This is a genomic window from Streptomyces sp. NPDC051662, from assembly GCF_040681655.1.
Taxonomy (GTDB): domain Bacteria; phylum Actinomycetota; class Actinomycetes; order Streptomycetales; family Streptomycetaceae; genus Streptomyces.
On sequence record NZ_JBFAZD010000041.1, the window covers coordinates 41,047 to 61,744 of the forward strand.

Below are 20,698 nucleotides of genomic sequence, written 5' to 3' on the forward strand. Positions count from 1 at the left end.
AATACCAGCAGACGCCATTGGGGCACTGGCGGCTGGCTGATGGGGAGATCGTGCGAGATCTTGGACGTACCCGCCGCCGGATGCGGGCCATGGTCAGAGAGCTGGATCTGCCGCGGCTGAGCACGGTCGAGGAGTTGTGCGCCGCCGTCGCCGACCGGTCAGGACGTCCCGTACGGCTCGTTCCGCGGCGGATGCGGGTGGACGAGCCGTCGGGGTTCGTCGAACGCCGCGCGGAATCCGACGTGATCTACTTCGAGCAGGAGACCTCGCATCTGCATCAGGCCCACATCATCTGCCATGAACTCGCGCATCTCCTCTGCGGGCATCTGGCCGAGGCCCCGGCGGCCGACGAGGACCCGGCCCATGTGGAACTGCCCACGATCGACGCCGACATGATCCGGCTGGTCCTCGGCCGCTCGCACTACGATGGTGCCGCGGAAGAGGAAGCGGAGATCCTGGGGGCCGAGTTGACGCGCATTCTCGTGCTGGCGCCCGGCGCCGGGACGACGTCCCAGCTCGCCCCCGCGCTGGAGCATCGCAAGGGACAGCATGTCTGAGGGTGGCGCGTCCGGCATGTCCGAGGCGCCGTTCAACGCGGTCTACCTCGGTATCGGCACGGTCGCCTGGGTCGTGGCCGTACTGAAGTTCCGGGCGTGGCGGCGGGATCCGTCCCACGGTCTGCTTGTCGTCGCCGTGACCATCGCGGCCCCGGCGACCGCGTTCGTGGTGGCGTCCCCGGTGCTCTACCGGCTGATCGACCGTCTCACGGGGCGGGGCAACCTGGCGACTCTGCTCGTCTATCTCGGCATCACGGGCTTCTCCGCCGCCGCCGTGGTGCTGGCACGGATGTGGACCCCGCCGAAGGAGCGCACCAACTCACGGGTGTGGGACGGGGCGACCGCCGACACCTGGCGCTGGGTGCGCCGGCGGCTCGCGGTGTTCGCGGTGCTGGTCCCGGTGATGATCGTCCTGTTCTTCACGGGGGGAGCGGTCAGCCCGGAGACGCCCCTCACATTCGACACCACCTTCGCGACGAGTCCGCGGATCGCGGTGTTCCTCGTCATCTACCAGGCGCTGTTCGGCTTCGCGCTGATCGACATCAGCCGGGTGTGCTCAGGGCACGCCTCCGGGCTGCCGCACGGGTGGCTGCGCCGGGGCATCCGGCTGATCGCCGTCGGCGGGGTCGTGGCCTGCGGCTATGTGGTGTGCAAGCTCATCGCGATCGGTGCGGCCTTCGCGGAGGTCGAGGGCGTGGAGTGGCTGAGCACCGCCGTGGGCCCCGCGTTCGCCGCGCTCGGAGCCGTACTGATCACCGCCGGGTTCGCCGGACCGGCCGTCGCCGCCTGGACGCGCCGGCGCCACGACTACCAGGCCCTGCGCCCGCTGTGGGATCTGGTGTACCGCGCGGACCGGCGGCTGGCCCTGGAAGCGCCCCCGTCGGCCTGGACCGAGCGGCTGGCGTTCCGGGACCTGGAGTGGCGTACCGCGAGGCGTGGACTGGAGATACGCGACGGGGAGTTGACGCTGCGGCCGTGGGTCGATCCGGCGGTGATCACCGCGGCCACCGGCGTCGCCGAGCGGGCCCGCCTCGACGACGGCGACCGGGCGGCGCTGATCGTCGCCGCCGCGCTGCGCTTCGCCGGCGAGGCGCTGAACGCCGGGACCCCGCCGCGCCCGCGCGAGGAACAGGCCCCCCTGCCCGGCCTGGACGCGGAACCGGCCGAGGAGCGCGCGCACTTGGTACGGGTCGCCCGCTATCTGTACGCCCCCCTGACCGGCGAGGCGCTTGCCGTCGCCACCGCGGCCGAATGACCGCCGGCACACGCGGCGCGTACCGCGCCTACGCGCGACTCGTCCTGGAGACGATGCCGGAGGAGTCCCGGGTCGGACTCACCCTCGGCTTCGTCCGCACCTTCGGCATCCCGGACATCGCCCACGTACTGGCCGCCACCGGCCGGATGACGAACGAGCCGCGCGGCCGGGCCAAGGCGACCGGCGTGGCCATGTTCACGCTGATCGGACAGGGACTGGACAGCGCGGAGGGCCGGCGGGTCGTCGAGGGGCTGCGCCGGGTCCATGACCGCCCCGGCATCACGCCCGAGCTGATGCACTACGTACTGGCCTGCTTCACCGTATGCCCGCTGCGGTTCATCGACGCCCATGGCCACCGGCCCGCCACCGAAGCGGAACGGGACGGGGCGTACGCCTTCCACCTGGCCCTCGCGGACGCCCTCGGCCTGCCGGAGTCCCCGCTCCCCGGCGGCGACCCGGTCGGCGACCTGGCCGCCGTGGAGAGCTGGATGCGCGACTACGAGACCCGTCACTTCGCCCCCACGGAGGCGGGCCGCGAGCTCTGGGCCGCCACCAGCAAGGGCCTACTGGCGGCCCGACTCCCGGCCCCGCTGGCCCCACTGGCCCCGGCGGTCGCCGCGTCACTCCTGGACCGGCCGCTACGCACGGCCCTGACGGTACGCCGCCCACCGGCCCCGGTCCGCGCCCTGGTCACCTACGCGCTCCGCGCCCGCGCCCGGCGGCGCGGGGCGCTAGACGAGTGAGCCCGAGGGGCCGCGGCGGCTCGCGCCACCCCGAGGGGGCTCAGCGGCACAGTGCCGTGTCCACCGCCTTGTCCATCTCCATCGCCCCGGCCAGGTCCGTGGGGAGGACGGTGACGGCGATGTTGACCGACCGGCCCGACTCCGTGACGCCGCCGCGGGTCTCGTAGCCGGGGATGTCGCCGCCGTGGCCCCAGGAGAGGCCGCCGCAGGACAGTGGCCTGCTCATCAGGCCGAGTCCGTAGCGGGTGCCGGGGACTGGATCGCCTTCGGCCGGGACGGTGGTGCGCATCTCCTTGAGCTGGGCCGGCTTGAGCAGACGGCCGTCGAGCAGGGCCGTGAAGAAGCGGTTGACATCGCTGTTGGTGGAGATCATGGCCCCGGCCGCCCAGCCCCAGGAGGGGTCCTGTTCCGTGACGTCGCGCAGCGGGGCGCCGGGCTTGTCGGCGTAGTAGCCCTTGGGGTGCTTCTCGCGGATCGTCATGTCACCGGCCGCCGGGAAGTAGGTGTGCCGGAGCCCGATCCGTTCGACGACCCGCTTGTTGATCTGCTCGGCGAGCGGACGGCCGGTGATCTTCTGGACGAGGAGCCCCGCGACGATGTAATTCGTGTTGCTGTACTCCCACTTGGTGCCCGGGGGGAATGACGCCTTGCCTTCGAGGGCGAGGTCGAGCAGCTCGCGCGGTTCGGCGTAACGGTGCTGGAACTCCCCGTAGTTCTCGGCCACGATCTGGGTGTACTCGGGCAGCCCGCTGGTGTGCTGGAGAAGCTGCCGTACGGTGATCCGACGGCCGTCGACGCCCTCGCCGCGCAGGAGGTCCGGCAGATAGGTCTCGACCGGCGCGTCGAGGTCGATCTTTCCCTCGCCGACGAGTTGCAGCACCACGACCGCGGTGAAGGTCTTGGTGTTACTGGCGATACGCACCTGCCCGTCGGCCGGGACCGGAGCGCCGGTCGCCAGGTCGCCGACGCCGGCGGTGTACGTACGCGTACGGCCGTCCCGTTCCCGGGTACTGATGAGCGCGGCGGGACGCTTGCCGTCGGCCACGAGTCCGTCGGCTATCCGCTGGACGCCCTTCCGCGTGTCCTTCAGTGTGTCCTGCCGCGCGACCGTCGTCCCGGCCCCCGTGCTCTCGTCGGCGTAGGCCGCGCTGTACGCGGCGGGCAGACCCAGTCCGGCGACCAGCGTGAGGGCGATCAGGGCGGTCGCCCTGCGCCGGGGGTCATTGCGCCGGGGGCCACCGCGGCGGGCGGGAGCGGAAGCCGGGGCAAGGGTGTTGTCGGACATGCGGGAGCTCCTCCAGGACTGACTGACCGACCTGACTGGTCGGACGGGCCGGACGGGCCGGACGCGTGTGCGCCGGCATGTCCTCAGCTTGTCCGTGTCAGGCATGCCACGGGAATGTGGCCTGCTCCCGAAAGGGGGGTGGAGCAAGGTCCACCCCCCTGGGGGGGCGACCCCCAGGTCATGCGTACGGTCAGCCGGCGCGGCCGGTCAGCCGATGCACAGGACGAGCAGGCAGAGCCGGTCCGGTGGCGTCGTGGTCGGCGCGGAGCCCGGAGGCGGCGTGTCCGCCTGGGAGTTGTCGGCGGGCGTGGACGGGGGCGGGGGAGGAGGCGGCGTGGCCGTCTCCGCGGCCGGGGGAGCCGTGGCGGGCGGTTCGTCGGCCGTCACGGGGGCGGTGGTGCGCGGCGGCTTTGTGCTCGTCGTCGCTGGCGGACGGGCGGCGATGGCGGTCGGCCGCGGGTTCTTCGTAGCGGTCGTGGCCACCACGGTGGTGGCCCGCCGCGGTGGGGCGGTGATCGCGGACGAGTCGGCGCCGCCGGAATCCCGTGGATCGCGGGTGCGCGGCCGTACGGACGACGAGTCGGTCTCGGTGGCGTCCGTCCCGATCGTGGCCGTGGCCTTCGGTTCCGGTGTCGCGGAGGCCTGGGTGTCGTGTCCGGTCGAGGGCCGGGACGGCAGCACGGCGAGGGTCAGACCGCCCCCGACGAGCGCGACGGTCGACGCGACCACGGCCCGGCGCCGCTGCTTCTTCCAGCGCGCCAGTTGGCGGCGCCGGGCGGCGCGGCCCTGTGTCGCGGGGGCGGCGTGCTCGGAGTCGTAGGACGTCCCGGAGCCCGTCGCGTCCGCCGTCGGGTCCTCGGAGGCACCGGGAGCGAGCGAGGCGCCGAGAGCATCGGGGGCCGCCGGCCCGTCATCGGGGTGAGGAGCTCCGTAGGAATCCGCCGAATCCGCCGAATCCGCCGAAACCGCCGGATCCGCCGAAACCCCCAATTCCCGCGTCCGCCATGTCTCCGCCGCTGTCACGGTCATGGGTGCGGCGGCGCCCTGCCGGTGGCCGGGAGGCGCGATGTCCGGTGCGTACGCGCCACACCCGGGGCACACCAGCGCCCCGTTGAGGGTCCGACGGCACGAGGAGCAGTAGTCCATCCGCGATCTTTCTGTGCTGACTGCGCCGCCAGGAAATCCGGCGGCCGGTTCAAGTTCGCACTCTTGATCGAGCGGGCAACAACGTAACGGCACCCGCGGGAGGCCGTGCGAAGTCTGTGTGTTGCTCTCGCGAAGATTGTTCGCCGACAGCCGGCCGGTACGCGGTGCGGGCCCCGGATCCCCGGACGGACCGGGACCAACACGGCAAGCCGGCAGTGAGACAGCGCGTTCGCGGAACGCGGATGCGAACAGGATCCTTCCCGGCCCCGCCGAACCGGCGGCGTGGCCGGTCGTCGTTGGCTGTTCACCCGGATGCCGTTCCACGCTCGCCCGCAGGTGGGACGATCCTGCCCGATCACTGTCGTGCAACGGAGAGATGATGCCCCCTAAGAGAACCTACGCCGCGCTCATAGCCGTAGCTGTCGCCGCCGGCATGCTGGTCGGGACGGGCGCGGCGAGCGCACACCAGGATTCGCGCCAGGAGTCGCACCGGGATTCCCACCAGGAGTCGCGGCGGCCGGTCGCCTTCGACCGCACCGCGACCTACCCGGTCTTCCAGAACCGGCCGGCCGGCGAGGACCCGGCCTCCCCGACCGTCGCCGAGATCTCGGCGACCAGTGAGGACGGCCGGACCCTGGTCCACACCGACGCGGCGGCGCGCCGGATCGGCTTCCTCGACCTCAGCGACCCCGGCAAGCCGCGCGGGCTCGGAACGCTGTCGCTGGCCGAACTCGGCAACGTCGAGGACGAGCCGACCTCGGTGGCAGTGGTCGGCCAGTACGTCCTGGTGGTGGTGAACACCAGCGCCGACTACACCCATCCGTCCGGTCGGCTCGATGTCATCTCTCTGCGCGACCGCCGACGGGTCGCGAGCCATGACCTCGGCGGCCAGCCCGACTCCATCGCGATCAGCAAGGACAAGCGGTACGCCGCCGTCGCGATCGAGAACGAGCGCGACGAGGAGGCGACCCCGCCCGGCGGTGAGGAGGGCGACCTGCCCCAGCTGCCGGCCGGCTTCGTGCGGATCGTCGACCTCAAGGGTGACTCGCCGAAGCAGTGGCGTACCCGTGCCGTGCCGCTGACCCAGTCGAACGGCAAGGCGCTGCCCGCCCTGGTCGCCGCCGGGATCACCGAGCCGACCGACCCGGAGCCGGAGTACGTCTCCATCAACCGCCGCAACCAGCTCGTGGTGACGCTGCAGGAGAACAACGGCATCGTCACACTGGATCTGCCGACGGGCAGGATCACCAAGGCCTTCAGCGCCGGTACGGCGTCGGTCAACGGCATCGACACCGTCGAGGACGGCGCGATCGACCTGACCGGCTCGATCACTGACGTGCCGCGCGAGCCCGACTCGGTCGGCTGGATCGACGACCGCTATCTGGCGACCGCCAACGAGGGCGACTGGCGCGGCGGCACCCGGGGCTGGTCGATCTTCGACAGCCGGACCGGCAAGGTCGTCTGGGACGCGGGCAACAGCTTCGAGTCCCTCGCCGTGCGCTACGGGCTGCACAACGAGGGCCGGGCCGAGAAGAAGGGCACCGAGCCGGAAGGCCTGGCGATCGCCGAGTTCGACGGTGTGCGCTATGCCTTCGTCGGCTCGGAGCGGAGCAACTTCGTCGCCGTCTACGACCTGAGCCGGCCGACCGCCCCGGTCTTCCGCCAGGTGCTGGCCACCACCAACGGCCCCGAGGGGCTGCTGCCGATCCCGTCGCGCGGTCTGCTCGCGGTCTCCAGCGAAGAGGACGACGCCTCCGTCAATGTGCGTTCCTCGGTGAGTGTCTTCCGGCTGGGCAAGGGCGCCCCCGCGTTCCCGAGCATCGTCTCGTCGTCGGACTCCACCGGCGCGCCGATCGGCTGGGGCGTGCTCGGCGCGCTCTCCGCCGTACCCGGGAAGTCGCACCAGCTCTACAGCGTCACCGACGCCGCGTTCTCCACGACCGAGATTCTGACCATCGACGCGGCACGGCAACCGGCGGTCATCACCCGGTCGTTGACCGTCAAGGGGGCCGACGGCCGGCCGGTCGGTTACGACGCGGAGGGCATCTACGCCCGGCCGCAGGGCGGCTTCTGGCTCGCTGTGGAAGGCGCGACCGGTGCGGGCAACAAGCTGGTCAGGCTCAACAGCGCCGGGTATACCCAGCAGGTCGTTCCGCTGCCGGCGGATCTCGCCGCGGGGCTCGGGGGACAGGGCTTCGAGGGAGTCACCGCGACCACCGACCGCAACGGTCGCGAGGTGGTCTGGGCCACGCTTCAGCGTGAGGTCAAGACCGACCCGGCCGGGGTCGTCCGGCTCGGCCGGTACGACGTCGCGGCCGGCACCTGGAGCTGGTACGGCTACCGGCTCGGCACCACCACGACCCCGGGTGACTGGATCGGCCTCTCCGAGATCACCGTGGTCGGCGACAAGCTCGCCGTCATCGAGCGGGACAAGCTGAACGGCCCGTCCGCCAAGATCAAGCGGGTCTACACCGTCGACCTGCCGAAGTCCGCGGCGCCGTCGGGTCAGCTGCCGGTGCTGCCGAAGAAGCTCGCCCACGATGTGCTGCCCGATCTGCGCGCGACGAATGGCTGGACCCAGGAGAAGCTTGAGGGGCTGACCGTGGCCGGTGACGGTGAGGTCTACGCCGTGACCGACAACGACGGCCTCGACAACTCCACGGGGGAGACCGTCTTCCTGCACCTCGGCTCCAGCAGGAAGATCTTCGGGCGCGACTGATCCTCCGCGGCGCTCCTCGGCGCCGTCTCGCACAGCCGTCTCGCACGATCGTCCCGCACGGTCGTCTCGCACGACAGAATCCCGCACGACAGAATCCCGCACGGCCGCCGGCGATCCGCCGGCGGCCGTTTGTGGTGTCCCCACCGTTTCCGTGTCCCAGCCGCACGTCCCAGGCAGCTGATATCTGTGCTGGTCAGCGCCCGTTCCAGCGTTCCAGCGTCCCGTAGTTACGGCCTGTTGTGGCGGGCGGGACGGATCGCGGCACAAGCTGTGGCCGTCCAAGCGTTCCGCTGGCCGACCACACTTCCACGACAGGGAGCTCCCGATGCTTTCGCGCCTCGCCACCCGTACCGCCCGTCTCGTCCTGACCGCCATCGCCGCGGCGACCCTCACGGCCGCCGGCACCGCCACCGCCCTCGCCGACAACGGCGGATCCACCGCCGACGCCGTTCAGAAGGACGGGTGGGGACAGGCGTGCGGAACCAACGACCTGACCTTCAAGGTCCGCGAGGAGACGCAGGCCGGCGGCTACTACCTCGTCACCGCCAAGGCCAAGCCCGGCATCACCTGCTACCTGGAGGGCACCATCCCCTCCGCCGCCTTCGGCTCCGCCCCCGACACGCAGGCGTCCCCCGCCGAGCAGGCCGTCACCGACACCATCAAGCTCTCCGGCTCCACCGCCGCCTACGCCGGTATCAGCCCCAAGTCCACCAACACCGACTACGGCAAGGAGTTCCGCCGGCTCATCATCGCTGTCGCGGGCGACGAGACCAACGCCGTCTCCCTCAAGCTCCCCAGCACCGTTCTGGTCGACGAGCCCATCACCACTAACTGGCACGCCAAGCGGGCCGACGCCGTGCCGTTCGCCAACTGACGCCCGTACACCGGCCCAACCCCGCGCCCGCGCCGAGCTACCCCACCGTGCAAAGGGGGAGCTCGGCGCGGAGGCGGTCTACGTGGGGATGGGCTTGGTCTGAGTGCAGTTCTTCCATTCGACCCAGGGCCGGGCGCCGCCGCTCTTGGGGCCGGTGGCGTAGGTGGGATTGCCGGTGATCGTTTGGTTCTTGGACTCGTGGGTCATCTCGATGCCGAAGATCTTGAAGCCGAGGGAGATCTGTCCGGCGGAGATACCGAAGCCGATGCCGAGCGAGGCGTTCCACCAGTCGGTGTTGGCGTTGTAGTCGAGCCTGCTGAGCTTCCCCTTGTCGTGCAGGAGCCGTTCGAGGTCGCTGGCATCGGAGTCGGGTACTTCGGCCGCGTCGGAGGGGGAAGGCAGCGGGTTCTTGGCGGGGTTGCCCTTTCCGCGCAGCCAGTCCTCGACGGTGGTGCTGTCGGTGTCGTTGTCGAGGATGACTTCGGCCGACTCGGTGTGTATCTGTGATTTCGTGGATCCGCCGCCGCCACCGACGTCGATCGTCACGGGACCGGCGTTGGCGCCTCCTTCTATCTTGAGGCCCGTGCCGTCCCCGGCTTCCTGGCTGGTGGTGATGAGCAGCTTCTCCGGGTGGTGCGAGGCGCCGTCTTTTTCTTCCTGGTCGTAGGCCGCGGCGTCGTAGGTGACGGAGACCTGTTGCATCCGCTCGCCGGTGGCGACTCCGCCGGCGCCGGCCGAGCCCTTGACGGTGAAGGTGTAGATGAAGGTGATCTTCCCGGCGTTCGGACCGCTGTGGGACCGCATGACGACGACGTCCTCGGTCATCGTGCCGTTGAGCACCTCGCCGGAGATCTTGCCGAGATCCTTGGGGCCGTCGCTCTTTCCGGCGTCCTTGCCGCCCTTGCCGTTGCCCTTGAACTTTCCGCCGAAGCTGGCGTTACCGGACGCCTCGATGGAGGTCTTGGTGATGTCGACGTCCGGCGCCAACTCCGGTTCGAGATCCGGTTTCTTGGAGGCCGCGTCCTGGGCGCAGGCTCCCATCGCCGCCCCGGGGTTGTAGCCGCTCTGGAATTTGCAGCCGTCGTTCGCCTTGAGATACGCGGCGAACTGCTGCGCGTCCTTCAGGTTGGCCGCCAGGTCCGCCTGGGGATCGTCGCTCTTGTGCCCGTTGAAGAGCCACTGCCCGCCGCTGCCGCTGCCCGCCAGGAAGGTGCCGCTCAACTTGGCGCTGCCGCCCCAGTCCTTCAGGCCGGGGATACCCGCGGAGATGCTCGCCGTGACCCCGCCGGAGGTCTCATTCACCCGTTCCAGGGTGACGGTGCCGTCGGACCACTGCTGGAGCTTGACTGTCTCCGAGCTGCTGATCTTGATGAAGACGATCTGGATGACGACGGTGTCCTTGGTCTGATCCTGGGACAGCAGACACCGTGCGGGCTCGAACGGGTCGCCGTTGGGTACGAAGGGATCGTCGGGGCCGCCTCCGCCCCCGTCGTCGCCTCCGTCGCCCTTCCCGTCGCCCGCGTAGTCGCCGGAGGAGCAGGCCTCGGCGCCGCTGAGCGGGTGGAGTATTCGGCACACCGCGCTCTTCAGTCCGGTCGCCTCGTCGGCGGGCACACTCAGACCGACGATCGCCGCGATGACGAGCGAGACGACCCCGACCATCGCGGCGTACTCGGCCCCGCCCTGCCCCCGGTCATGCCGCAGCCGGTCGCTCCAACCACGTTCGTACCGATGCCGATGCCGACGTCGAAACCTACGGCCGCCCTTCATCCGTGCTCCCCACCCCATGCCGTCGTTGCCCCCGACCGGCAGCAGCCTAGGAACGCTTCAGGGCCTATACGCAGGGTCCACGGGCCCACTTGAGGGCTCAGTCGGGGCGGATCCGGCAGCTGTTCACTTGGGGGTTGACCTGCGAACTCTTCAGGGTCGCCGGTTGTTCGCCGTAGCGACCCGTGCCGGGTCGGACGGCCGGCCCGGCACAGCCGACACCGTCGTCACACCCCGAACCTGACGGCTCCGAAGGGCACTTCTCTCCGCTTCCGAGGCGGTGCACAGGCCGAGTCGGGCCCCGAGGTGGGTCTCTGGGCCCTAGGGGCGCCTCCATAAAATGACATGGATCACTAAAATGGCCCGTACGGGGAAGGCAACTATCCCCTTATGAGGCGATTGCCCGCCGTGTGCGAGCGGTGTGCCCCACCGGTCACGTTCTTTACACGCTTCCGATATACGTGATTCCGGTCTTACGATCACCGGCGAAGCCCTGCGTGGACGCTGCCGCAGCGGCTGCCTCAACTCTTTTACGAACCTGCTTCTCAAACCTGCTTCTCAGACTCGCTTCTTGAACCCGCTTCTTGAACCTGCTTTCCGAACCCGGTTTTCGGACCCGCGAAGGACTCCGTTGAAGATTCGCCGCATTCTCGCCACGGCCGTCGTCGCCGCCGTGACCACCCCCGTCGTCCTGCTCTCCGTCACTCCGGCGCTCGCCGACGCCACGTCGTCCGCCGCGTCGCAGACACAGGCGCAGGCGCAGTCGCAGGACGAGCGGGACAAGCCCTCCATCGAGGAACTTGAGGAGGCCGCCGAGAAGGCACAGAAGGCGTACGACGACGCCGTTGCCGCGGAGAAGACCGCGCGGGCCGTCCTCGAAGTCGCCCTCGCCGATGACGCGCCCCTCAGGGTCGCCGCGAAAGCCGCCGAGAAGGAGGCGGACGACGCCGCCACCGCCAAGGCGAACGCCGACAAGGCGCTCGTCGACGCCAAGGCGGCACTCGCCGCGCTGCCCGAGACCGCCACCGACGCGGAGAAGGCAGCCGCGGAGCAGGCTGTCGCCGACGCCGAGACCGCTGCCCTCTCCGCGGCGGACGCCAAGGCCACCGCCGACGAGAAGGCCGCGACGGCCTACCGGGTCTCCGACGACGCCCGCGTCGCCGCCGTTCGGGAGTACTCCAAGGTCCAGGAAGCCATGAAAGCGGCCCTCAAGGTGAAGAAGGTCGCCGACAAGGCGCTCGCCGACGCCCGGGACGAGGGGCCGGACTGCGTCTTCGAGAGCAAGCTCAGGACGGTCGTCACCGGCCTGCCGTCCAAGATCGTCGCGGGCTCGACGACCGACTTCTCCCTCCGCGTGACCAACGGCACGGGCAAGGCGCTGGACAAGGTCTCCCCGCGCGTCTACTTCCACGCGACGGACAAGAGCGGCTACCACGTCATCGACGACGCCTTCCACCTCCAGTGGTCGACCACCGCGTCCCCGACCTGGAAGAACGTGGGAGAGGGCAGCCGCACCGGCTCCGTCGGTCCGCTGAAGGACGGCGCCCACGGGAACGTGAAGCTGCGCCTGAAGGTCGACGCGAAGGCCCCGGCCGGGGTCGGCCTCGCCTTCGTCTCCGGTGACTACATCAACGACGACGCGTCCTGTGGCGGCAACCTCTCCACCGAGTACGAGTTCGAACTCCTCGCCGCGGGCAGCGTTCCCGAGAAGGTCGACGAGACCAAGCCCGGCAAGACCACGTCGGAAACCCCGGACAACAAGGCGCAGGGCGTCACCTCCACCACCCCGGTGAACTCCGGCAGCGACGCCGCCGGCACCGGCTCCCTCGCCAGCACCGGTTCCCCCTCGGCCCTCCCGGGGTTCGCCGGGGCGGCCGGCGCGGCGCTGGCCCTCGGCGCCGTCGCGGTCTACGTCGGCCGCCGCCGCAGGGCCGGCTCCGCCTCCTGACAACCCGTACGGCCTTCTGACGTGGCCTCATCCAGCCACGTCATACGAAAGGGCGCCTCCCCTGTCCGGGGGGGGCGCCCTTTTCACGTGCGTGCGCGGCGCGACGATGCCTTCGCCGGAACCGGCCCTGACCCTCGCGCGACGCCGAGGCCCGGCCCAGCGCCGGTCAGCTCTGCCGGCCCTCCTCCTTGTCGCGGAGCGCCTGCTCGACGGCGTTCTGTACGCGGGCGTCCTCACGCGCCGTGCGGCGTGCGCGGGCGCGGCGGGTGAGGAGGAACGTACCGATGACGGCCGCGAGCAGTACGACGATCAGCAGCAACAGCGTCCACGGGACGGCCCAGCCGTGCGCGGTGGCCTCGACGGGCTTGAGCGAGGTGGTGGAGCCCGACGCGTCGGTGAGCAGGGGCGTGAGGGTCACCGTCGCGGTCAGGCTGACTCCGGGTGCCACGTCGTGAACGGGCACCTTCATCTTCCAGCTCTCGCCCGGAAGCAGCTCCGGCGGCGGGGCGACATCCCCCGCTTCGGTCCGGGGCCAACCGAACGGGCCCGAGACCGACACCGTCTGACGGGACGACAGAAGGGCGTTGCCCGTGTTGTGGATCGTGTAGGTGACGGTGGCGTCGCCCTTGGCGAACGGGTTGGCCGAGCCCGAGTAGTCCACCTGGAGGTCCTCGATCGCGAGCTTCGGCTTGAGCTCGCCGCTGACCCGCAGTTTGACCTTGATGCCGAGACGCCGGTCGACGTTGATGCCCTCGGCATCGTCGGCCTGCTTCAGGGAGGTGAGTATGCCGCCCACGTAGTCGCCGGGTGTGGCATTGCCCGGAACGCTGACCGTGAAGGGGACTTCGGCGGACTTGCCTGGCTTGATCACAACACTGCCGCGGCCGGCGTGGGCCCAGGCGCCGATGCCGACGGACTTCTTGTTCTGGGTGAGCAGGTCGAGTTGGCCCGTGTCGGTCGTGAAGCCGTCGGCGGCGTAGACCGTGAGTTCCAGCGGGGACTTGCTGCGGTTGGCGACGACCATGGCGTCCTTGACCTGGCCACCGGGGTTGACGGTGTAGCTGTAGCTGGACCGGTCGTCGCCGTACCCGTTCGCGGCCGTCCTGACCGTCCAGGTGACGTCGCCGTCAGCCGCCTGAGCGGGCCCGGCACACAGGCCGGCGATCGCGAGGGCCATGAGCAGGGGCAGGGCGGCGGCACGGCGGGCGACGGTACGGACGAGGGCGGTGACGCCGGTCTTCCGGCGCGATACGGGCGTGAGCATGTCGGGGTTCTCCTGGCACGGGAGGCGGGGCAGATCACCCGAAGGCGCCTGCCCCGCCGGTGGAACGGGTCAGATCAGCTGCTTGGATCAGCAGCTCGGATCAGCCGCACGGGGCAGCTGCTCAGCTGCTCAGCGCGGTGATCGTGAGAGTGGCGCGGTAGCCACCCTTCTCGACGCTGTCCGGGATCTTCAGCGCCAGATCGGCGCCCAGCTTGGCCGTACCCCGTGCGTGGCCCTGCTCGGCCGAACCGAGGCCGCGCGAGACCGACAGACCCTTGCCCTGGTCGTCGTAGCCGGAGGCAACCTTCGTCCCCGCCTTGGAGCCCGCGCCGTTCACGAGCACACGCGGCGTCCAGCCGAGGTAGGAGCCGGAGAACGTCTTGGTGGCGTCCTTGAAGTCGCTCACGTTGGCCGAGATCGACCAGGGAGCGAGCGAACGGCGGCTGTCCGAGACGACGATCGGGTTGATCTTGCCGTTCGCCTCGAAGTGGGTGCCGCTGGTCTCCTTGGCGGTGCCGAGGTCCACCAGGCCGTTGTAGCCGTCGATCGTCCAGCCGAACTCGCCCGGAGCGGCGTTCGGCACGTTGACCTGAAGGTCCTGGCCGTCGCCGTGGTACGGGTGGACCGTGACCTTGTCGACGAGCGAGCCGACCGGCTGGCCCTCAGCGGTGTTGTTGCACCAGTTGCCCCGCTCCACCGCGGCGTTCGGAGCCGCGCAGGTGCCGCTGCGCACGTTCTCGACGACGAGCTTGTCGTTGCGCACCTGAACCTTGACGTAGGTGCGGACGTGCTCCTGGTTCTGGACCGAGTTGTACCAGTAGCTGTCCGGGTTCAGCGGGTCCGCACCGTTGCCCGCACCGCTCGTGCCGCTGTTGTCCGGCTTGGTGATGTCGTAGTACTTCGAGCCCGAGGCGGAGTTCCCCGTCACGTAGAGGACACCGCCGGGACCGGCGTACACGTCGGAGGCGCCGGGCTGCTCGGCCGGGTTCGCCTTCTCGCCGTTCTTGATCAGGTAGCTGCGGGAGTAGCTGTGGTCGTGGCCCTGGAGGACCAGGTCGACACCGAGCTTGGAGAAGGTGGTCGGGAAGTCGACGCGACGGACCTTGTTGTCGGAGTCCTGGGCGTGGTCGGCCGGCGAGTAGATCGCGTGGTGGTAGGTGAGCACCTTCCACTTGGCCTCGGCGCCGTGCTTGTTGATGACGTCGGTCACGTAGGCGAGGTGTGCCGCGTCGCCGCCACCGCCCTGGGCGGTGGAGTAGCTGTTGCTGTTGAGGTCGATGAACAGCACATCCTTGTAGATATACCAGTAGTCACCGCCCGAGGTGTTGGACGCCGGGTTGCCGTTGGAGTACAGCGGGCCCGAGCGGTCCGTGTTCGGGGTGGAGAAGTGCTGCTCGTAGGCCTTGCCGCCGACGTCGTGGTTGCCGATGGTGGCGGCCCACGGGTACTGGCGCAGCTTGTCGGGTGCCAGGAAGGAGTTCCACTGCGACTCGTTGTTGGCGCTCTCGACCTGGTCACCGCCCGACACCAGGAGTTCGGCGTTCGGGTTGGCCGCGAGAGAGACGTCCACGGTGTCCTGCCAGCCGGCCTGGTCCTTCGCCAGATCGCCCGACGAGCCGATCTGCGGGTCGCCGTAGAACAGGAAGTCGTACTCGCCCTCGAAGTCCTGCGTCTTGAAGGAGTACGCCGAGGACCAGTTGCCCTCGGTGCCGACGCGGTAGGAGTACTGCGTGTGCTCCTTCAGGCCGGTGATCGTGGCGTGGCGGTTGAAGCCACCGCTGGTGGCGATGTTCGCGCCGCCGATGGCGTCGAAGGTGGCGGCGCCGGCCGGGAAGCCGCCGTCGACGAGCTCCGCGGTCGGGGCGACCTGGAGCTTCTGTGCGGTGTCGGCCGAGGAGTACCAGGTCACCGTGCGCTGGGACTCGTTGGCGCCCACACCGAGGATGATGCCGGTGAGCGTGGTGGGCTCAGCGGCGCCGGCGGGGGACGTCATGCCGCCGCCGAAGGCCACGGCCAGGCCCAGGATCGCCGCCGCGGCGCCAGTGGCCACGCGGCGTCGCGCAGGCCCGGAAGCCTGCGCAGAAGGTCTGAGTATCATTATTTTGCGTTCCTTTTACCCACATTGGTGGATGTGTTCGGAATCCATAAGTTCCCGGTCGTTGGTGAACCGGATGCGAATGCGACCCTCGTCCAGGTTGAACATTGGACTTTCTCGGGGACACGCGCCGGTCTCACACCCCGAACAGCCGTTGTGTGAACCACACCAGCCCCATGACGCACACACCCGCGGAGATCGCGCCGGTCGCCCAGAGGCCGGCCGTCGGCGCACGGCGCCGCAGTACGGTCAGCAGCGGGAAGACCGCGGCGATGATCGCCAACTGCACCGCCTCGATACCGACGTTGAAGACCAGCAGCGACCACAGCAGGGTCCACGAGAACGCCTCGTCGATCCCCAGCGCGCCCGCGAAGCCCAGGCCGTGCACGAGGCCGAAGCAGAACACGACCACGAGCCGCGTCCAGCCCGCGCGGTCCAGGCCGAAGTGACCGCGCCCCGCCGTCCCGTCGAGGCCGAGGCCGACGTCGAGGTCGGTGGCGTGGCCGCCGCGCCGCCCGATCCGCCAGAGGTACCAGCCGGCCACCACGGCGATCGACAGCGCGATGACGGGCTCCACGACCCTCGACGGCACATCGACCAGACCGAGGGCGGCGAGCATGAACGTCACCGAGTGCGCCAGGGTGAAACTGGTGGCCGCGAGCACGATCTCGCGCAGCCGCCGTGACCCGGCGATGAGCGCGAGCAGGAACAGGATGTGGTCGATCCCGCCCAGCAGATGCTCGGCGCCCAGGCGGAAGAACTCCCAGAACCGCTCGTACCACGACTGCCCCATCGAGAAGGACGGATGGCCGGCGTCGAGCGCGGCGCTGCCGGAGCGGCCGTCGATCTCGTAGGTGACGATCGTCTTGGTGCCGCTGACGTAGGTCTCGGTGTCGGGGAACAGACCGCTGCGCACTTCGCGGTCCTCGCCCTCCTCGGCACAGGACCAGTCGAGCAGCAGACCGGCGTACGGCACGCCTTCCCGCCGGCCGATCGTGAAGTCGCCGACCTGGGTCGGCGCGCAGGCCGCGCCGCCCGAGGTGACCGAAAATCGCTGAGTGACATACGAGACGGCCGACTTCGCGTGGGCGTTGAGCGCCGCGGCCTGTGCCTGGGTGTCACCCTCCTCGAACGCGGCGTTTCCCGTGCGGAAGAGCGGATCGTCCTTCTCGGAGTCGGCGGCGGAGACGACGAAGAGGTCGTACTCAAGCTCTAGTTTCGTCCGTATACGACCCCCTTCGCCCGAGGAGACGTCGGCGTATACGGTCGAGGTGAATCCGTGGGCCTCGGCCGAGGGGCCGACGCTCAGGAGGGCGATCACCGCAGCGGTGACCCCGGCGAGGGCGCGGCGGAGGTGTCGTGACATGTGACTGGCTCCTTCAGGTTGCCAGTGCACGGTGCATGTCATGAGTGAACAGGTTTCGGCCACCTGACGAAGAACGGAACAACAACCGCGAAGACGACACCCGAGAAGGAACGAGGCAGAAGCCGGGATAGGAGGATGTAGGCGCACCATCCCTCACCACTCGGAGGAAGATCGCCTTGCGCCCCCCGCTTCGGGCCGTCGCCACGCTGGCCGCGGCCACCGCGCTGGTCACCGGATGCAGCTCCGGCGACGACTGGTCACGGCCACATCCCGAACCCACCGCCGTCGGCACTCTCGGCGGGGGGTTCGTCGACCCCTCCGTCTCGCTCGCCCCCGAGTCGACCGCGACACCGCGCCCCGGCTCCTGGACCGGGGTCCACCCGTCAGAGGGCTACCGCGTGGTCCTGCTCACCACGGGTGACGACCGCCCGACCAAGGCCCTCGTGACGGCGGTCGAGGACTGGGCCGAGGAGGAGCACGCCGACCTCAGAACGGTCGTCGCCGACACCCCTCACGACCTCATACCCAGCATCAGCGAAGCCATCGACATGCGCCCCGACCTCATCGTCAGCGCGGGCAACGGCCTCATCGACCCCCTCGCGACGGTCACCCCCAACCACCTGTCACAGCCGTTCCTCGTCGTGGGGGCGGAACTGGCCGAACCCACCGGCAACGTCACGGCGGTCGACTGGTCCGGCGCGTCATTCCGTGGCGAAGGGCTCGGCGCGTCCTCGACGTACGACGCCGGCTCGTTCACCACCGAGCGCTGCGCCGCCGCCATCAGGGCCGGGGTCGCGGCGGTGCTCAACGACCTGACGGGGATCGTGATCTGGCTCGACAAGGTGTGAAGCGAGAGACCCTGGGGCCGGCCGCGCCGGGGTTCAGCGCACCGGGAAGCCGAACGAGTAGCCCTGCTCCTTGAGGCGGGGGAGGAGCCGGCGCAGGGCCTCGACGGTCTGGGTACGGTCACCGCCCGCGTCGTGGAAGAGGAGCGTCGGTCCGTTGGACAGTTCTCGCTCGACGGTGGCGACGATGGCGTCCGTACCCGGAAGCTCGAAGTCCTTGGTGTCCACGTTCCAGCCCAGCGGGCGCATGCCCCGGGAAGCGGCGAGCTCACGGCTGTAAGGGGTGAAGGCCCCGCCGGGCGCCCGGTAGTACATCGGCCGTACGCCCCCGGACGCCTTGGTGATCATGCGTTCGGCGTCGAGTATCTGCTTCGACTGGTAGGTCTGGGAATCCTTGTCCATGGCGGTGTTGTGGGACACCGTGTGGTCGCACAGCCGGTGCCCGGCCGCGACCACCTTCTTCACGAGGTCCGGGTGGGCCTGCGCCTGCGTCCCCACCATGCAGAACGTGGCCTTCACCTCGTACTTCCGCAGCAGGTCGAGCATCTGAGGGGTCCACACGGGGTCGGGGCCGTCGTCGATGGTGATGTTGAGGCCGCGCTCCCCCTCCTCCGAGGCGTGCGCGATGGCCGCCGAGACCGGCTTGACGTCAGGGCGCGGCGCGTTCGGCGCGGTCGCCTTCGGTGACGAGGCACCCGCGGTACCGGCCTGCGTGACCCACACCGAGGCACCGGTCGCGAGCATCGTCAATCCGAGCGCCGCTCCGATCACCTTGCCGTACCAGCCCCGCCCACCGCCGTGCCGTGCCATGTCCGCCCCTTACGCGCAGTCCCTTGTCGATCCCCGGCCACCTTGCGACCACTTGCCAGGACGAGACGCGTGGGCCGAAGGATGCGTCCGTTACCGATCACGGACAATCCCGGGGGAGTTCGCGGACAACTCCCCGCGAGCGGCGGCCGGGACCCCGTGGGGCGGCCCGGCCGCACCGTCGAGCGCCACCGCGGGGCCGGCGCCGGCGCCGTCTCTTTCGATTCAGATGGTCACTCGGAGGGCGACGCGGAGCCCACGCGGGGGAGTTGACCGGGGCGATCGACGATGCCACTGGCCTTGCGTGCGGACGCGTAGTCGAAGTACTTCGCCCCCTGCCACTGCATCCGGTGGCCGAGGTAGGCGTAGGTCTTCGGATCCAGGACCAGGGTCCGCCGCATGTCGAACTGCTTGCCGGTGAGCTGCACGCCCAGCCCCTGCCGGTCGAGCCCGTCCTGTGCCGTCGGGACGAGCCGCGCGTTCGGGATCAGCTTCAGCGCGCGGAACAAGGCGGCGTTCACCTGGGGAGGGAGGATCGGCGCCGCTTCCAGGATCACGAAGATCATGCCCGCCGCGTCGTCGAGGGTGGGGGTCACCTGGTCAAGAGGGGTGCCCGGGCGGTGTTTGGTCGAGTCCGCCACTCCCGCGTAGGGGAGAGTCCACCGGAAGCTCGGGTCCGTCCTCAGCTGTGTGAGCAGGGCATGCGGCTCGGTGGGCAGTCGGGAGAGCGACGTGTAGATCTCGATGGGATTGTTCCGTTCGCTCATCACCTTGTGGGTCGTCAGGGGCTCGATGCGACCGTTCGCGTCCACCCGGGCCGAGGCCATGCTCTTGCCATCCCCTCGCACCCATTCCGCGCGGGTGAAGCACTGCGGCATACAGCTCACTGTCTCCAGGACCACCCACTGCTTCGGGCCCGGCAGCGATACCGAGCCCTTCTCGGCCTTCTTCGCCGCCGCGTCCAGGACGTATGCGACCGTGTTCGTACGCGGGCTCCGGGAGCCGCTCACCCCGTCGGAGGCGACCAGCACACCCACCGTCAGCGCGGCTGCCGACACAGCGGCGATCGCGGCCCTGCGTGTCGCACGGCGCGCGGGCGTCCGGCCGGGTCGGCCGTGCTCCGGGCCGCCGCGGGCCTCTTCCGACGCCGCGGCCATCAACTTCCACCGGGCGCCGGCCAGCTGGGCCGCGTTGGGGGTCGGCACGTCCGCGCGCAGTTCGCGCAGCGCTGTCAGGTCATCGAGATCACGCACGGTCGTTCTCCTCCGACTCGGATGTGAGCGTGGGGTTGATGCCGCCGAGTGCGACGCGCATCTTCTTGCGGGCCCGGTTGAGCCGGGAGCGGACGGTGCCGAGGGGGATGCCGAGTGCCGTGGCGACTTCCTGGTAGGAGAAGTCGGCCCAGGCGATGAGCAGCAGGACGTGCCGGTCGCCCTCGTTGAGCTTGCGCAGTGCGGTGGCCAGCGAGCCGCGCATGCCCTCCGCGACGACCTGGCCCTCGACCGCGTCGGCGTGCGACTCCGTGACGGGGTCGACACCTGTTCTGGCGAGGGCGCGGTAGGCGCGCAGCTCGGTTCTGCGGTGTTTGCCGATGAGGTTCGCGGCGATGCCGTAGAGCCAGGGGCGGGCGTGCCGTTGCTCGGTGTCGTAGCGGTGACGCTGCCGGAAGGCGATCAGAAACGTCTCGCCGACGATGTCGTCGGCGAGGCCGTCGCCGAGCCTCCGCAGCACGTACCGGTGGAGTTCGGCCGCGTGCCGGTCGAAGAGCTCGGAGAATATCTCGGGTTCCGCCATCGACCGCGCGATCAGTTCCGCGTCGTCGTCGACGGCCGCCGTTCTCGGGGTGTACCCGATGGAGGCGATCACGGAGGACTCCGTTTCCTAGGGGATCCCACTGAGCGCCCCGGTGGCACTCGCTCCTTATTGCCCGGAGTCCCTTTTCGAGTTCACGCTCCGCAGGGCCGCCGGGGAGCGGATTTCTCACGGCAAGAAGAAACATTTCGGTGAACACTTCGCCGCGTACGCGG

16 protein-coding genes are annotated in these 20,698 nt (G+C 70.0%); 7 read left to right on the forward strand and 9 right to left on the reverse strand.

What is annotated here, in order from left to right; genetic code table 11:
• Nucleotides 1-50 precede the first annotated feature (50 nt).
• The 3 genes from AB0M67_RS38500 to AB0M67_RS38510 are packed head-to-tail and all read left to right on the forward strand — an operon-like array spanning nt 51 to nt 2,555.
• A complete protein-coding gene (locus AB0M67_RS38500) occupies nt 51-557 on the forward strand; it encodes a hypothetical protein (protein WP_365752477.1) in 507 nt (168 codons plus the stop codon).
• Complete coding sequence (locus tag AB0M67_RS38505; protein ID WP_365752479.1) at nt 550-1,812, forward strand: MAB_1171c family putative transporter; 1,263 nt, start codon at nt 550-552, stop codon at nt 1,810-1,812. The genes AB0M67_RS38500 and AB0M67_RS38505 overlap by 8 nt, the downstream gene beginning before the upstream one ends.
• Nucleotides 1,809-2,555, forward strand: a complete 747-nt coding sequence (locus tag AB0M67_RS38510; RefSeq protein ID WP_365752481.1) for an oxygenase MpaB family protein — start codon at nt 1,809-1,811, stop codon at nt 2,553-2,555. The genes AB0M67_RS38505 and AB0M67_RS38510 overlap by 4 nt, the downstream gene beginning before the upstream one ends.
• Nucleotides 2,556-2,595: 40 nt before the next feature.
• Here the strand turns inward: AB0M67_RS38510 and AB0M67_RS38515 are convergent, their stop codons facing one another.
• A complete protein-coding gene (locus AB0M67_RS38515; protein ID WP_365752485.1) occupies nt 2,596-3,840 on the reverse strand; it encodes a serine hydrolase domain-containing protein in 1,245 nt (414 codons plus the stop codon).
• Nucleotides 3,841-4,047: 207 nt separating this feature from the next.
• On the reverse strand, nt 4,048-4,869 hold the full coding sequence (locus AB0M67_RS38520; RefSeq protein ID WP_365752487.1) for a hypothetical protein: 822 nt from the start codon (nt 4,867-4,869) through the stop codon (nt 4,048-4,050).
• A 496-nt stretch (nt 4,870-5,365) separates the two neighbouring features.
• Between AB0M67_RS38520 and AB0M67_RS38525 the strand changes: the two genes are divergently transcribed.
• Both AB0M67_RS38525 and AB0M67_RS38530 read left to right on the forward strand, forming a co-directional pair.
• Nucleotides 5,366-7,705: an esterase-like activity of phytase family protein gene (locus AB0M67_RS38525; RefSeq protein WP_365752489.1), complete on the forward strand. Its 2,340-nt coding sequence runs from the start codon at nt 5,366-5,368 to the stop codon at nt 7,703-7,705.
• Between the two features lie 325 nt (nt 7,706-8,030).
• Entirely contained in the window at nt 8,031-8,579 is a 549-nt protein-coding gene (locus AB0M67_RS38530) for a DUF4232 domain-containing protein (RefSeq protein ID WP_365752491.1), read from the forward strand.
• 78 nt (nt 8,580-8,657) lie between these two features.
• Here AB0M67_RS38530 and AB0M67_RS38535 read toward each other — a convergent pair whose 3' ends face one another.
• Nucleotides 8,658-10,349, reverse strand: a complete 1,692-nt coding sequence (locus AB0M67_RS38535; RefSeq protein WP_365752493.1) for a hypothetical protein — start codon at nt 10,347-10,349, stop codon at nt 8,658-8,660.
• Between the two features lie 628 nt (nt 10,350-10,977).
• Here AB0M67_RS38535 and AB0M67_RS38540 point away from each other — a divergent pair.
• Complete coding sequence (locus AB0M67_RS38540; protein ID WP_365752495.1) at nt 10,978-12,294, forward strand: peptidase; 1,317 nt, start codon at nt 10,978-10,980, stop codon at nt 12,292-12,294.
• Between the two features lie 166 nt (nt 12,295-12,460).
• Here the strand turns inward: AB0M67_RS38540 and AB0M67_RS38545 are convergent, their stop codons facing one another.
• The 3 genes from AB0M67_RS38545 to AB0M67_RS38555 form a co-directional block, all read right to left on the reverse strand.
• Nucleotides 12,461-13,558: a DUF916 domain-containing protein gene (locus AB0M67_RS38545; RefSeq protein WP_365752497.1), complete on the reverse strand. Its 1,098-nt coding sequence runs from the start codon at nt 13,556-13,558 to the stop codon at nt 12,461-12,463.
• Between the two features lie 121 nt (nt 13,559-13,679).
• Nucleotides 13,680-15,656: a metallophosphoesterase family protein gene (locus AB0M67_RS38550; protein ID WP_365752499.1), complete on the reverse strand. Its 1,977-nt coding sequence runs from the start codon at nt 15,654-15,656 to the stop codon at nt 13,680-13,682.
• A 133-nt stretch (nt 15,657-15,789) separates the two neighbouring features.
• Entirely contained in the window at nt 15,790-17,019 is a 1,230-nt protein-coding gene (locus AB0M67_RS38555; RefSeq protein WP_365752501.1) for a HupE/UreJ family protein, read from the reverse strand.
• A gap of 176 nt (nt 17,020-17,195) precedes the next feature.
• Here AB0M67_RS38555 and AB0M67_RS38560 point away from each other — a divergent pair, with 176 nt between their 5' ends.
• A complete protein-coding gene (locus AB0M67_RS38560; protein WP_365752503.1) occupies nt 17,196-17,867 on the forward strand; it encodes a hypothetical protein in 672 nt (223 codons plus the stop codon).
• Nucleotides 17,868-17,900: 33 nt separating this feature from the next.
• Here the strand turns inward: AB0M67_RS38560 and AB0M67_RS38565 are convergent, their stop codons facing one another.
• From AB0M67_RS38565 to AB0M67_RS38575, 3 genes are all read right to left on the reverse strand, one after another.
• Nucleotides 17,901-18,674, reverse strand: a complete 774-nt coding sequence (locus AB0M67_RS38565; protein ID WP_365752505.1) for a polysaccharide deacetylase family protein — start codon at nt 18,672-18,674, stop codon at nt 17,901-17,903.
• A gap of 230 nt (nt 18,675-18,904) precedes the next feature.
• Nucleotides 18,905-19,924 (reverse strand): CU044_5270 family protein, encoded by a 1,020-nt coding sequence (locus AB0M67_RS38570; RefSeq protein ID WP_365752507.1) that lies wholly within the window; start codon nt 19,922-19,924, stop codon nt 18,905-18,907.
• The gene (locus AB0M67_RS38575; protein ID WP_365752522.1) at nt 19,917-20,465 is read right to left on the reverse strand and encodes an RNA polymerase sigma factor; all 549 of its coding nucleotides are present in this window, start codon (nt 20,463-20,465) and stop codon (nt 19,917-19,919) included. The genes AB0M67_RS38570 and AB0M67_RS38575 overlap by 8 nt, the downstream gene beginning before the upstream one ends.
• Between the last annotated feature and the right edge of the window lie 233 nt (nt 20,466-20,698).

What these genes read in the sequence shown, in the direction of transcription:
- AB0M67_RS38575 (WP_365752522.1), bottom strand. Translation starts at nt 20,465, where the DNA reads ATGGCGGAACCCGAGATATTCTCCGAGCTCTTCGACCGGCACGCGGCC.
- AB0M67_RS38530 (WP_365752491.1), top strand. Translation starts at nt 8,031, where the DNA reads ATGCTTTCGCGCCTCGCCACCCGTACCGCCCGTCTCGTCCTGACCGCC.
- AB0M67_RS38505 (WP_365752479.1), top strand. Translation starts at nt 550, where the DNA reads ATGTCTGAGGGTGGCGCGTCCGGCATGTCCGAGGCGCCGTTCAACGCG.
- AB0M67_RS38535 (WP_365752493.1), bottom strand. Translation starts at nt 10,349, where the DNA reads ATGAAGGGCGGCCGTAGGTTTCGACGTCGGCATCGGCATCGGTACGAA.
- AB0M67_RS38550 (WP_365752499.1), bottom strand. Translation starts at nt 15,656, where the DNA reads ATGATACTCAGACCTTCTGCGCAGGCTTCCGGGCCTGCGCGACGCCGC.
- AB0M67_RS38545 (WP_365752497.1), bottom strand. Translation starts at nt 13,558, where the DNA reads ATGCTCACGCCCGTATCGCGCCGGAAGACCGGCGTCACCGCCCTCGTC.
- AB0M67_RS38525 (WP_365752489.1), top strand. Translation starts at nt 5,366, where the DNA reads ATGCCCCCTAAGAGAACCTACGCCGCGCTCATAGCCGTAGCTGTCGCC.
- AB0M67_RS38555 (WP_365752501.1), bottom strand. Translation starts at nt 17,019, where the DNA reads ATGTCACGACACCTCCGCCGCGCCCTCGCCGGGGTCACCGCTGCGGTG.
- AB0M67_RS38520 (WP_365752487.1), bottom strand. Translation starts at nt 4,869, where the DNA reads ATGACCGTGACAGCGGCGGAGACATGGCGGACGCGGGAATTGGGGGTT.
- AB0M67_RS38510 (WP_365752481.1), top strand. Translation starts at nt 1,809, where the DNA reads ATGACCGCCGGCACACGCGGCGCGTACCGCGCCTACGCGCGACTCGTC.
- AB0M67_RS38565 (WP_365752505.1), bottom strand. Translation starts at nt 18,674, where the DNA reads ATGGCACGGCACGGCGGTGGGCGGGGCTGGTACGGCAAGGTGATCGGA.
- AB0M67_RS38515 (WP_365752485.1), bottom strand. Translation starts at nt 3,840, where the DNA reads ATGTCCGACAACACCCTTGCCCCGGCTTCCGCTCCCGCCCGCCGCGGT.